Source organism: Paenarthrobacter sp. Y-19, from assembly GCF_029223985.1.
Classification (GTDB): Bacteria; Actinomycetota; Actinomycetes; order Actinomycetales; family Micrococcaceae; genus Arthrobacter; species Arthrobacter nicotinovorans.
On record NZ_CP119414.1, the window covers coordinates 3,402,947 to 3,415,665 of the forward strand.

General features: G+C 62.9%; 13 protein-coding genes. 9 read left to right on the forward strand and 4 right to left on the reverse strand.

Going from position 1 to position 12,719, the window contains the following annotated elements; genetic code table 11:
- Position 1: 1 nt before the first annotated feature.
- Together PYR64_RS15830 and PYR64_RS15835 are read right to left on the reverse strand one after the other, a co-directional pair.
- Positions 2 to 661, reverse strand: coding sequence for a methionine ABC transporter permease (locus PYR64_RS15830; RefSeq protein WP_039242913.1), 660 nt, complete (start codon positions 659 to 661; stop codon positions 2 to 4).
- Between the two features lie 2 nt (positions 662 to 663).
- Positions 664 to 1,773 (reverse strand): methionine ABC transporter ATP-binding protein, encoded by a 1,110-nt coding sequence (locus PYR64_RS15835; RefSeq protein WP_275776230.1) that lies wholly within the window; start codon positions 1,771 to 1,773, stop codon positions 664 to 666.
- Between the two features lie 223 nt (positions 1,774 to 1,996).
- Here PYR64_RS15835 and PYR64_RS15840 point away from each other — a divergent pair, with 223 nt between their 5' ends.
- From PYR64_RS15840 to PYR64_RS15875, 8 genes are all read left to right on the forward strand, one after another.
- Positions 1,997 to 2,881 carry a MetQ/NlpA family ABC transporter substrate-binding protein gene (locus PYR64_RS15840; RefSeq protein WP_018778801.1) on the forward strand — a complete coding sequence of 295 codons (885 nt, stop codon included), beginning with the start codon at positions 1,997 to 1,999 and terminating at the stop codon, positions 2,879 to 2,881.
- 58 nt (positions 2,882 to 2,939) lie between these two features.
- Positions 2,940 to 4,304 (forward strand): LLM class flavin-dependent oxidoreductase, encoded by a 1,365-nt coding sequence (locus PYR64_RS15845; RefSeq protein ID WP_039242915.1) that lies wholly within the window; start codon positions 2,940 to 2,942, stop codon positions 4,302 to 4,304.
- Complete coding sequence (locus PYR64_RS15850) at positions 4,301 to 4,846, forward strand: GNAT family N-acetyltransferase (RefSeq protein WP_018778799.1); 546 nt, start codon at positions 4,301 to 4,303, stop codon at positions 4,844 to 4,846. The genes PYR64_RS15845 and PYR64_RS15850 overlap by 4 nt, the downstream gene beginning before the upstream one ends.
- A 144-nt stretch (positions 4,847 to 4,990) precedes the next feature.
- Entirely contained in the window at positions 4,991 to 6,967 is a 1,977-nt protein-coding gene (locus tag PYR64_RS15855; RefSeq protein WP_039242916.1) for a hypothetical protein, read from the forward strand.
- A 108-nt stretch (positions 6,968 to 7,075) separates the two neighbouring features.
- Positions 7,076 to 7,906: an oxidoreductase gene (locus tag PYR64_RS15860; RefSeq protein ID WP_275776235.1), complete on the forward strand. Its 831-nt coding sequence runs from the start codon at positions 7,076 to 7,078 to the stop codon at positions 7,904 to 7,906.
- A gap of 180 nt (positions 7,907 to 8,086) precedes the next feature.
- Positions 8,087 to 8,257: a hypothetical protein gene (locus PYR64_RS15865; protein ID WP_018778796.1), complete on the forward strand. Its 171-nt coding sequence runs from the start codon at positions 8,087 to 8,089 to the stop codon at positions 8,255 to 8,257.
- A gap of 219 nt (positions 8,258 to 8,476) precedes the next feature.
- Entirely contained in the window at positions 8,477 to 9,628 is a 1,152-nt protein-coding gene (locus tag PYR64_RS15870) for a glycosyltransferase family 2 protein (protein WP_275776239.1), read from the forward strand.
- A 7-nt stretch (positions 9,629 to 9,635) separates the two neighbouring features.
- On the forward strand, positions 9,636 to 9,827 hold the full coding sequence (locus tag PYR64_RS15875; RefSeq protein WP_275776241.1) for a hypothetical protein: 192 nt from the start codon (positions 9,636 to 9,638) through the stop codon (positions 9,825 to 9,827).
- Here PYR64_RS15875 and PYR64_RS15880 read toward each other — a convergent pair.
- A complete protein-coding gene (locus tag PYR64_RS15880; RefSeq protein ID WP_039242919.1) occupies positions 9,824 to 11,149 on the reverse strand; it encodes a hypothetical protein in 1,326 nt (441 codons plus the stop codon). The two genes, PYR64_RS15875 and PYR64_RS15880, sit on opposite strands and share 4 nt — an antisense overlap.
- A 284-nt stretch (positions 11,150 to 11,433) precedes the next feature.
- Here PYR64_RS15880 and PYR64_RS15885 point away from each other — a divergent pair, with 284 nt between their 5' ends.
- Complete coding sequence (locus PYR64_RS15885) at positions 11,434 to 11,931, forward strand: NUDIX domain-containing protein (protein WP_039242987.1); 498 nt, start codon at positions 11,434 to 11,436, stop codon at positions 11,929 to 11,931.
- Here PYR64_RS15885 and PYR64_RS15890 read toward each other — a convergent pair whose 3' ends face one another.
- Complete coding sequence (locus PYR64_RS15890; protein ID WP_275776243.1) at positions 11,932 to 12,711, reverse strand: alpha/beta hydrolase; 780 nt, start codon at positions 12,709 to 12,711, stop codon at positions 11,932 to 11,934.
- Positions 12,712 to 12,719 lie beyond the last annotated feature (8 nt).

The following is a 12,719-nucleotide window of genomic DNA, read 5'->3' on the forward strand; positions in this document are numbered from 1 at the left end:
TTTAGCGGCGAAGGATGCGCTGGGCCAGGAAGTTGCCCAGCAACTGCGCGGCCTGCACCATAACGATGATGATCAGGACAGTCACCAACGTGACCTCCCAGTTGAACTGCTGGTAGCCGTACATGATGGCGAAATTGCCCAGCCCGCCGCCGCCGATGTACCCGGCCATGGCGGACATGTCCACGATCGCGATGATCATGAACGTGTAGCCCAGGATCAGCGGCGCCAGCGATTCCGGGATCACCACTGACCACAGGATGTGCAGCCGGCTGTCACCCATGGCCCGCGCGGCTTCCACCACACCGGGATCGGACGCCACTAGGTTCTGCTCCACAACCCGCCCGATCACCACACCGGCCATCAGCGCCATCGGCAGGATCGCCGCGGTGGTGCCGATGGTGGTTCCCATGACGATCAGCGTCAGCGGAGCGATGGCCGTGATGAAGATGATGAACGGGATGGGCCTGATGATGTTCACCAGGAAGTTCAGGAACGAGAACACGGCCCTGTTGGCGAACAGGTTTCCCGGCCTGGTGGCGTAGAGAGTGACGCCCAGTGCCAGCCCGGCCGCGCCGCTCAGCAATACGGTGATGACCACCATGTAGATGGTCTGTTGGAATGATTCGCCCAGGACGGGCAGGAGGGTTGTCCAGTCGGTCATGGCTATTCTCCGGCGGTCGCGGGGACGGGGGCTGGAAGGTGCGGGACGGCACTTGCGGTGGGTGCCGCCGTCGCAACTTGGCGTTCGACGGCGGTGACCTCACCCAGGTCGGCGAGCGCGGCGTCAATCGCGGCGTCGCTGCCCGTAAGTTCGTAGGTGAGGGTGCCAAGGATCTTGTTCTGGATCTCGGTGACCCCGCCGAAGACAACGCTTGATCCCACACCATGGCGCTCGAAGGTCGCTGCGACCAGCGGGGTGGGCGCCGTTTCGGAAATGCCGATGGAGACGAGCCGGCCGGGGTGGGCTGCGGAGAGTCTGCTGACGGTGTCGGGTTCCGGTGTGCCGTGCACGGCCGTGGAGACGAAGCGCTGGGTGGACGCACTTTGGGGGTCGGCGAACACCTTGTACGTTGGCCCGGCTTCCACCACGCGGCCGGATTCCATCATCACTACGGTGTCGCAGATCTCGCGGACCACGTGCATTTCGTGGGTAATCACCACGACGGTGGTGCCAAGTTCCTTGTTGATGCGTCGGAGCAGGCGCAGGACGTCACGGGTGGTTTCCGGGTCCAGTGCGCTGGTGGCTTCATCTGCGAGCAGGATGTCCGGTGCGTTAGCCAGCGCGCGGGCAATGCCCACACGCTGCTGTTGCCCGCCGGAAAGTCGCCGCGGATAGGATCCGGCTTTGTCCGCGATACCCACGAACTCCAGCAGCTCGTCCACCCGCGGCTTGATCCTGTCCTTCGGCCAGCCGGCCACTTTGAGCGGGTAGGCGACGTTCCCGAACACGGTACGGGACTTGAGCAGGTTGAACTGCTGGAAGATCATGCCGATGCCGCCGCGGACTTTCCGCAGTTCGCCCTCGGGAAGGTAGGAGATGTCCTGCCCCTTGACGAACACCTGGCCCTCGGTGGGGCGTTCCAGTCCGTTCAGCAGGCGCACCAACGTGGATTTTCCGGCCCCGGAGTAGCCAACAATGCCAACTACTGTTCCCTCTTCGATGTCCAGGGTGACGTCGTCGACGGCGCGCACAGCTTCGGTACGTTGGGTGCGTTTGCCTCCTTGGACCGGGAACAGTTTGCTGACGCCGCGCAGCGAAACGATCGCGCTCACCGGAGCCTCCTTCAGGGGTTGATTGGATGCCCATTCCAACAGCGGGCGGGCCATCCCATCGAACCCAATGACCCCCTGTGACCTGCGGTTTCTTTCCTTGACGGTGCGCGTCGGAGTGTTGCGAAAGCGTTCGATTCCCACCACGGCAACTGCCTAGCGTGAGGCAGGGGGAACACCCCGTACCTTTCCATTCGCATCAATACCCTTTGTACGGAGAAGCATCATGAAGAACCGCCTGTTAGTCGCCGCCGTCGGCCTGGTTGCCGCCCTATCGCTCTCGGCTTGCGGGGGTGCGTCAAGTGGTTCGTCAACCGCAGCGAACACCAAGGTGGTCATCGGTGTGGACGACGGCGCCGAGGAGCATTGGACCCTCTTGAAGAACAAGCTGAAGGATCAGGGGATCGATCTTGAGGTCAAGAACTTCACTGACGGCGCCCAGATCAACACGGCCACCCAGCAGGGCCAGGTGGACATCAACCTGTTCCAGCACCTGAAGTACCTCTCGCAGTTCAACGTCAACAGCAACGGCACCCTGGTTCCGGTGGGCGCCACCGCGGTGTACCCGTTGGCGTTGTACTCGGAGAAGTTCAAGTCCGTGGAGGAGCTGCCGGCCGACGCCGAGGTTGCCATCCCCAACAACCCCACCAACCAGGCGCGCGCCCTGCTGAACCTGCAGACCGCAGGCCTGTTGCAGCTCAAGGATGGCGGCAACTCGCTGTCCACGCCGGCTGAGATCACCTCGAGCAAGATCAAGGTTGTCCCGGTGGACAGCAACCAGACGGTGAACGCGCTCAAGGGAACCACGGATGCCGCCGTCGTGAACAACACCCAGGCCCAGAAAGGCGGCCTGGGCGACGAGAAGATCATCTTCAAGGAAGACCTGAATTCGGAATCCCTGGCGCCGTACATCAACGGATTCGTGGTGAAGGCGGACCGCAAGGACGATCCGACCTGGAAGAAGATCGTGGATGCCTATCACACGCCTGAAGTTGAGGCCTCGGTGACCAAGCTCAACGACGGGAACCTCCAGTTCAAGGCCGACTGGACTGCTGCCAAGCTGCAGGAAGTCCTGACTGCCGAAGAAGAAGCCATCAAGAAGACCAAGTAGCTGTGTGCAGGGTGCCCGTCCCAAACGGGCACCCTGCAAACATTTCAGGAACAGGCCCATGAACCAGACACTCACCCGTGAACGCCAACAGATCCATTTCTTCGCCTACCTGGTGGGCACCGGCATCCATCTGGCTTCGTGGCGCCACGAAACAGCATTTCCGCAGGCAAGCATCGACTTCGCACATCAAGTGCAGCTCGCCAAGACCGCGGAGAAGGCCAAGTTTGATGCCATCTTCCTTGGCGACTCCCTGGCGATCGACGAGACCTCCAACCCCGGCATCCTCAACCGCTTCGACCCCATAGGCCTTGTCACGGCTCTTGGCGCGGTCACCCGCAACATCGGCCTCATCGCCACGTCCTCCACCTCCTACGACGAGCCCTTCAACTTTGCCCGTGCAGCCCTCACCGCGGACCACATCAGCGGCGGTCGCGTCGGCTGGAACATCGTGACCACGCGTGACCTCACCAACAGCACGGCAGGCAACTTCAGTGCTGATGAGCACTTCGACCACAGCCTCCGGTACCGCCGGGCTGAAGAGTTCGTTGAGGTAACCCAGGGACTTTGGAATTCCTGGGACAAGGACGCTTTCCTCTACGACAAGGAAAACGGCACGTTCTTCGACCGCCACAAACTCAGCCGTTTGGACTACAAAGGAGAGTTCTTCAAGGTTGCCGGGCCGCTCAACATCGGGCCTTCTCCGCAGCACTCCCCTTTGCTGGCTCAGGCGGGCACTTCCGTGCCCGGGCAGAAACTGGGTGCGAGGTTCGCCAACGCCCTCTTCGCGAGCCATCCGGATATTCCGCAGGCCCGGAGCTACCGCGCATCGGTCCGTGCCCAGGCAGAGGCCTTCGGCCGGAATCCGGATGAGCTCTACGTTTACCAGGCCATCTCGCCCGTCGTCGCGGACACCCGTAAAGAAGCTCTGGAGCGCATCCGTGAGCTGGACGGCCTCATCACCGATCAACAGGTCCTGGACTTCCTGCAGGAATATTTCTCCGGGCCCGCCCGCGAAGGTACCGTCGACTTCACCGGCCTCGGAGCGGACGCCACGGTGGCCCAGTCCGGCATACCCACGATCGCCCTGCCCCGTAGCGATTTCCGTTCTGCCGGCGAACAGATCCGGGGCCGGGAGGACGAGGTCACCCTCAAGGACCTCTACTCGATCCTCACCGGCGACAAACGCAATCATGACTTCATCGGTACCGCGGAGCACGTGGCAGACTCGCTGGAACGCTGGCACTCGGAGGGCGCCGCGGACGGCTTCAACCTCATGTTCTCACTCCTCCCCCAGGATCTGGAGCGCTTCGCCTCCGGGGTCGTTCCCATACTCCAGGAGCGCGGCCTGGCCCGCACCGAGTATTCGGGCACCACGCTCAAATCCCATCTCGGACTCGATCCGCAGCCGAAAGGACAACCATGACCACTACACCAACCGTCGCCACCGGCACCCATGTGATCCGGCAGGCACGCCCCGAAGAGTACGACGCCGTGGGGCAGCTGACGTACGAAGGCTTCGGTCATCATCTTCCCGGCGCGCATCAACCGGACGACGCGCGGCTCAGCCTCCTGCTGGATGCTGCCGCCCGGGCCCGCGAAGGTGTGCTGCTGGTAGCCGAAGACGTCGAAACCGGTCGCCTGGTAGGCACGGCCAGCCTCCTGCCCTTTGGCTCACCTCTGAGCAGGCAGGCTGAAGACGGCGAAGTGGAGCTCAGGCTGCTGGCGGTACTGCCCGAGGCCCGCCGGACCGGTCTTGGCCAAAAACTTCTCGACGAGTCGGCCCGGCTGGCCGCCGCCAGGGGTGCCGCGCGCGTGGTCCTGGACACCGCCGTCGACAATGAACCGTCCCAGCGCCTCTATCGCCGGCTGGGCTACGTCCGCCGGCCCGAGCGGGAGAAGGAACGGCCCGCACCGAAGGTGCAGCTGGTGGTCTACACCTTGGACCTTCCGCCCGTGAGGGGTTAGCTCCCACCCCTTTGGCTCGCGCCAATAACTCCGGGAGCTCACCCCTCGCGTAAAGGTCTCGTCAAGAATCGGCCACTTCAGGCATCACGCCTCGTGCGCGGTGCTATGTTCAGCTCAGATCGACGAGCGTCTGGGAGGGCACCCATGACCACGTTAAGCAGACCACCGGCTGACCCCTCGGCTCCCAGGCCCCGGGGTTGGACATCATTCCGGACGTGGCTCCTGTTCGGGCTGCAGGACAGCAAAGGCCGGCATCCCGGCCCCGGCGTGGTCAGTGCGGCCCACGAAAAGAAGCACCATTGGTGGCAGGTCATGTGCCTGACGGGCGTGGACTACTTCTCCACCCTTGGCTACCAGCCGGCCATCGCTGCCTTGGCCGCGGGCGTGATCTCACCGCTGGCCACCATCGTCCTGGTTGCCGTTACCTTGTTCGGCGCGCTTCCGGTCTACCGGCGCGTGGCAGGGGAAAGTCCCCGCGGCGAGGGCTCCATCGCCATGCTCGAGCGTTTGCTTCCACGCTGGGGAGGCAAACTGCTGGTGCTGGTGCTGCTCGGCTTTGCCGCCACGGACTTCATGATCACCATGACCCTTTCCGCGGCGGATGCCACGGCCCACTTCATCCAGAACCCCGTGATGCCACCCTGGTTGCAGGGCCAGAATGTTCCTGTCACCTTGGTCCTCCTGGCACTCCTGGCCGCAGTTTTCCTCCGTGGTTTCAAGGAGGCGATAGGCGTCGCCGTCGTTCTTGTGGTCCTTTACCTGGGCTTGAATGTGGTGGTGGTCGCCACCACCGTCGTCGAGGTCCTGGCGCATCCCACCGCCGTAGGTGACTGGTGGCAGCTGCTGTGGACATCCCACGGCAACCCGCTCATGGCCGTAGCCATCGCTTGCATTGTCTTTCCGAAACTCGCGTTGGGCCTCTCCGGATTCGAGACGGGTGTCGCCGTGATGCCGCAGGTGCAGGGCGACCCCGATGACACTGAGGCCAAGCCAACAGGCCGCATCCGGGGAACCCGGAGAATGCTGACCACCGCCGCATTGATCATGAGTTCGTTCCTCATCACCTCAAGCTTCACTACTGTGGTCCTTATCCCCGAGCGCGAGTTCGAGCCCGGCGGCCAGGCAAACGGCCGTGCCCTCGCGTTCCTCGCCCACGAGTACCTGGGCCTGGGTTTTGGCACGGTGTACGACATCAGCACCATCGCCATCCTGTGGTTCGCAGGCGCCTCCGCCATGGCCGGCCTGCTCAACCTCGTACCGCGGTACCTTCCCCGCTACGGCATGGCTCCGGAATGGGCCAAGGCGGTTCGCCCCTTGGTGCTGGTCTTCACGCTGGTGGGGTTCTTCATCACTTTCGTCTTCAACGCCGACGTCGACGCCCAGGGCGGTGCCTACGCCACCGGCGTCCTGGTGCTGATGACGTCAGCCGCCGTTGCCGTGACACTGTCCACCCGCCGTCGTGATCAGCGCAAACGCATGATCGGCTTCGGCGCCATCGCCGCCGTATTCGTCTACACCACGGTGGCCAACGTCGTGGAGCGACCCGAAGGCATCCGGATTGCGGCCGTGTTCATCGCCGGCATCATCGGCATCTCCCTGCTGTCCCGGGTGCGCAGGTCCTTCGAGCTGCACGCCACACAGGTCCACATGGACCGCAACGCCCTGGAATTCATCCTTGACGACGGCACCGAACCCATACGGCTCATCGCGCACGAACCGCTCCGGCTTACGGCGGAGGCCTATCGCTCGAAGCTGGTCTCGGCCATCGAGGTCAGCCACCTCCCCCTCAACTACCACGGCCTGTTCCTTGAAGTGGTGCTGGACGACACTTCGGATTTCGAGACCGAACTGTACGTCAAGGGCATCGAACGGCACGGCTACCGGATCCTTGAGGTGCATGGTCCGGTGGTGGCGAACACCATTGCCTCCGTGCTTTTGCATATCCGTGACGTCACAGGACTGATGCCCCACATATATTTCCGCTGGACTGAGGGCAACCCGATGACCAACCTGTTGCGCTTCCTGTTCCTGGGCGAGGGCGAAATAGCGCCGGTGACCCGCGAGGTCCTCAGGGAGGCCGAACCGGAGGTGAGCCGCCGCCCGTGGGTGCACGTCGGTTGAGCGGCGTCGTCTGTCCCGGGTGGCACCGGCAATACCTGTATGGGCCGTCACTCCCGTGGCGCCGGGGAGTAGCGTTCAGTGGGATAGGTCAACCATGAAAGGAACATCATGACTACCTGGCTCATCACAGGCTGCTCCACCGGTCTCGGCCGCGCACTGGCCCGGGCGGTCCTCGCGAAAGGCGATAACGCCGTCGTGACCGCGCGCGACACCGCCACTCTGCAGGACCTCGCCGCGGAATTCCCGACGACGGCACTCGCCGTCCCGCTCGACGTCACCGATCAGTCGCAGGTGGAAGCGGCCGTGCAGCAGGCCGTGGAGCGCTTCGGCGGTGTGGACGTCCTGGTCAACAACGCCGGATACGGCTATCGCGCCGCGATCGAAGAGGGCGCCGACGCGGACGTCAGGACGCTGTTCGATACCAACGTGTTCGGTCCCGTCGCCATGATCAAGGCCGTCCTGCCCGGGATGCGTACCCGGCGTTCGGGTGCGATCGTGAACATCTCCTCGATCGGCGCCCGCATCTGCCCACCCGGCTCGGGCTATTACTCGGCAACAAAGGCCGCGCTGGAAGGCATTTCCGGTTCCCTGCAGAAGGAACTGGCACCGTTGGGCATCACAGTAACGGCCGTGGAACCGGGTGGTTTCAGGACGGACTTCGCCGGAAGGTCGCTCACGCAATCCGCAGAAGCCATTGACGACTACGCCCAGACTGCCGGCAAGCGACGCAAGGAAAACGACACGGTGCATGGGACGCAGCAGGGTGATCCGGACAGGGCAGCCCAGGTGATCATCAACGCCGTCGAGGCCGCTGAAACTCCTGGCTTCCTGCTGCTCGGTGAGGACGCCGCCAAGGCCTTTGACGCCGTAGCGGAAGCCCAGCGGGCCGAGGTGGATCGTTGGCGGGATCTCACTGTCAGCACCGGTTACACGGAGTAACAAGCAACGTGTAATCGGTCACACTTGGCTGGATTCGCTTGTCAATCACGGTGGGCAGCATGAACCATGAATGAGGGAATCCGTTCCAATACAAGCTGAATCAGCAATCCTCACCGACGAGGATGCGGCCCCGGGCGACGAAGCTTGGGGCTGTCACCAGCCTGAGTGAAAGTACTGACAATGACGACACATACTGACTCCATCACGCTGAAAATCTGGGATAAGTCGGCCATCGACCACACCATCGATGCCGCCATCCAGTCCCTTTCCCACCGCGCTGCGGCAGAAAACTGCGGCATTGCCGTGACCCTCAGCGGACCGAAGACCTTTACGGTCAGCCTGAGCCGCTAAGCCGCTCGACAACAAACGCAAGAGGACGACGCCGGGACCTCCCGACGTCGTCCTCTTGCGTTTAAGGCTGCACCTGATCCCGTAGCCGTTTGCGTGACGCTTCAAGCAAACCCTGAGCAAACCTTGATTTTTCCTTGACGCTTTGCCTGCGCGTTTCTTGCGTTGGCGTTGGAACTCTAAGTGAGTCAACGCTTCCAGCTAACGAACGGAGGGATCACAATGCTCACGGAAACCACGGTCCACGCATCAACGGACACCGCTGCCTCACCGGCCCCGGCCCCGGCCACCGCGCCCCGCGGATCCCACCGTGCCGCCGGCGGCGTGGTAACTGTCCTGGTTCCGGCCCACAACGAATCCGCCGGCATCACCGACACACTTGTCTCCCTGAACAACCAGACCCGCCGCCCGGACCGCGTGATCGTGGTGGCCGATAACTGCACCGACGATACCGAGGACCTCGCGGTCGCCCAGGGCGCTGAGGTCATCCGTACGGTGGGAAACAAGGACAAGAAGGCCGGAGCTCTGAACTTCGCCCTCAGCCGGCTGCTGCCCGACGCCGACCCCGAGGACCTCATCCTGGTCCAGGACGCAGACTCCCAGCTCGCCCTTGACTTCATTGAGAACGCCACACAAAACCTGCTCGCCGACGAACTGCTCGGCGCGGTAGGCGGTGTCTTCAGCGGAGGTCCCGGTGGCGGCTTCGTAGGTCACCTCCAGCGCAACGAATACGCCCGCTACGCCCGGGACGTCAAGCGCCTCCACGGCAAGTGCTTGGTAGTCACAGGGACCGCCGCCCTTTTCCGCGTCAAGACTCTTCGCGACGTCGCAGCTGCCCGCCTTGGCGGCACACTCCCTCCCGGAAACGGCAAGGGCGGCATCTACGACACGTCCGTCCTGACAGAGGACAACGAACTCTCCTTCGCCCTGCTGACACTGGGTTACCGGATCGCTTCACCAGCCAACTGCACGCTGGTCACAGAGGTCATGCCCACGTGGCGCGAACTGTGGGCGCAACGGCTCCGGTGGAAGCGGGGCGCGGTGGAGAACTGCGTGCAATACGGATGGACCAAAGTGACCAGGCCCTACTGGGGCCGCCAGTTCCTTTCAATGATCGGCGTCGTAGTGACGCTGGCCTACTTTGGCTCCATCCTCTTCGCGCTCATTTCAGGGATGGGTCTGAACCTCCAGCCCTTCTGGATTGCAGTCACCGGCATCTTCATCCTGGAACGCGTCATCACTGTGCGGTTCCGGGGCTGGAGGCACATGCTGCTGGCCGCAACCATGTACGAAACAGTGATCGACATCTTCCTCCAGGCAGTCCACGCCAAGGCTTACCTGGACGCAGCACTCAACAGAAAGAAAGTTTGGTAATCGACTCATGTACAACAGCCCAGTAACCCCCGCAGCCGGAGCAGCCGCGGCCGGAATGGGATCCGGTACCCTCGCCCTGACCGGAGCAGGCGACCTTTTCTGGTTCGCCCTGGCCGCGTTCGCCATGCTGGCATTGGGGCTCGCGATCAAGAGGATTGTTCCCGTCCGCGCACAGAAAAACCTGCCGTCCACCTCCTAGGGGATCACCGCGGTGCTTGCTGAAACCCTGGACACCGTGGTGTAGCCGGCTTTGGTTCCGGTGACTCTGACGCTCATGGTGTCCGCCTGGTCTGCGCTCACAAGCTTGTAGTTCTTGGCCGTCGCTCCAGCAATCAAGGTCCCGGAGCGGTACCACTGGTACGTCAGTGCGGTACCGGAAGTCCACGTTCCGGGGTTTGCTGTCAGGGTCGAACCAACTGTGAGCGTACCTGTGATGGTGGGGGTCGGAGCCTGCAAGGTTCCGGCCACCACTGCCGCCGTCGGGGCCGACTCCTTAGTAGCCGTGGCATACCCGGCCAGGCTTCCCGTCACACGCACAGTCAGGCTGGCGCCCTGGTCCGCAGCGGCCAGGACTCGGGTGGGTCCCGTGGCTCCTGAAATGGCCGTGCCGTTTTTGAACCATTGATACGCCAAGGTTGTTCCGGCAGGCCAGGTGCCCGGGACTGCGGTGAGTGTCGAGCCCACCGCTGCCGTGCCGGTGATAGTCGGAACCGGACCCGTGAGCTGGTTCGCCGGGACAAAGGAGAAGTCCCTGATCGTGACGGTTTCCGGTGCAACGTGTGCAGCGTCTCCACCGCCGCCGCCGGTGACCCACAGGTTGAAGTGAATCTGTTCCTTGGCAGGAGTGGGAACAGTGGAGCCTTCCAGGACTGTCCTCTTGAGGAGTGGCCCGTCGTACCCTTCCCCGGCAAACGTCTCAAAGGTCAGCTTGCCCGGCTCCCAGACCATCCGGTGGGTGAGGATGGGGGCATTCGTGACATCGAAGGTGACCGTGTTGTTGCCTTGGCCCGGAGGCAAGGTGGCATCGAACCAGTAACCGTGCCCTTGGGTCACCGGCCAGCTTTCGCCATATGCGGCGCCCCCGCCCCACGCCGACGCTTCACAGAGGTCGATCTCGGTGTAGCCGGGAACGGCATTGGGGTCATAGGTGAAAAGGCAGCCCCACACCACTTCCTTTTGGAGTGCGCTGACATCCTTTTCCACCGTGGTGCTGTATGTACCGTAACCGAATCCTTCACGGGTGGACTGGAATTCCGCACCCTTGGGCGCCGAACCTGTCGGGTTGCTTATGGACAGCTTCACGTAGCCGTTGGCATCCGGGTTGCTGACATTGTTGGCATCCCACGTCGCGTTGTACATGGGCGCTCCACCCCAAAAACGCTTCTGCCAATTGAATCCCTTCCAGGCAAAACTGCCCACCGGGCCGGGATCATCTGCCATAGGCGTTGTGTCCGCCGCATGCGATGGTCCTGTGCCGGCAAACATGGACAGGGCAACCGCAGCAATTACGGCTACCCCCATAACTTTTCTTCCCCCACGTGGAAGGAGCCTCATAGACAATGCCATAGCTGTTTCCTCCTGCTGATGCGCCCAGAATGCCAGCGGCTGGTCCCGCTGGCCGCAATACGCTCCTCCCCCCGGAGAACGTACAACTCCTCGATTATCGAGTAGCCGTGGCCTTGCGGGAAGCGAAATTGGTACCCAAGATCCGGGAATTAACATCGATTGGATAACGGCCGCGCCTGGCGGCGTAGCCTTGAGGTGTTCCAACAAATGTGTGCAGCACCTTTACCCCGGGAGGCGACATCACTATCCGCAGCGCAGGAATCCTCCTTTACCGGCGAAATACCGCCGGACAATTGGAGCTTTGGATAGCCCACATGGGTGGGCCCTTTTGGGCGCGGAAAGATCAGCACGCGTGGTCAATTCCCAAGGGCGAATTCTCCGACGACGAAGACGCTTTGGTTGCCGCACGAAGGGAATTCACTGAAGAAATCGGCACTCCGCCGCCATCTGCGGACTACGTTCTGTTGGGTACATTCCGGCAGCCCTCGGGCAAACTGATCACGGCGTTCATCGCGGAAGCCAGTGGTTTTCAGCCCGAAGAGATTGTCAGCAACACGTTCCCCATGGAATGGCCCAAAGGCTCTGGCACCATCAAGGACTTTCCCGAAATCGACGACGCACAATGGCTTGAGGAAGCCGTGGCCCGGACCAAGCTCGTCAAAGGGCAACTGCCCATTGTGGACGCGCTGGTACAACGGCTTGCCGGGGAATCGTCCCAGGCCGGCCCGCAGTATTAGCTAGCCGCTCCTGCGCGCGATGAACTGCCGGATCCACTCGACGGTCCCGGGGTGATCAAGGTGCAGCCCGTGTCCCGCACCCGGTACGCGGACAAGGACCGAACGGGCTATGTGCCCGCGTAGCAGCAGCGCATTGGGCAAGGGAGTCAGTCTGTCTTCGGTGCCATGGAGTATCAAGGTGGGAGCCGTAATCGCACCCAGTTCGCTCCAGGCATCGTGCTCGCGGCTGGCCCTGAAATGACGCGCCTTGGCCCACGCCGACGCGCGGGAATTGAAGAAAGTGTGGGTCGCCTCGGGGTTGTTCCTGGCCCACTCAGAGTCGAAAAAGAGCGGCTCCAGACGGGAGAGGTCGCCACTGACCAGGGCGTCAAGGGCGGCTTTGTCCGGCTCGGCTGCGCTGTCCGGCATTCTCCCGCCACTCGTTGCCGCCAGGATCAGGGTACGAACCCTTTGCGGCTCATCGATGGCCAGCCACTGGCCTATGCGTCCGCCCATTGAATGGCCGTACACGTGTGCCGATTCCGCACCGGCCGCGATGAGCACGGCCGCAGCATCGTTGGCGAGACTTCGAGTGGTGTACCGCTCGGCGTCACCCCTCCCACTGTGGCCAATCCCGCGGTGATCAAAGCGGATGACGCGGTAATAGCGCGACAGAAGCTCCGCCGTCGGGCCCCAACCGTCCATGGACGTGGCCTGCCCGGCGATTAGCAGCATGGGTTCGCCTTCGCCCTCCGATGTCCAGGCGAGTTCGACGCCGTCGGCTGCTTCAGCAAAGTTCACGGTGCCAC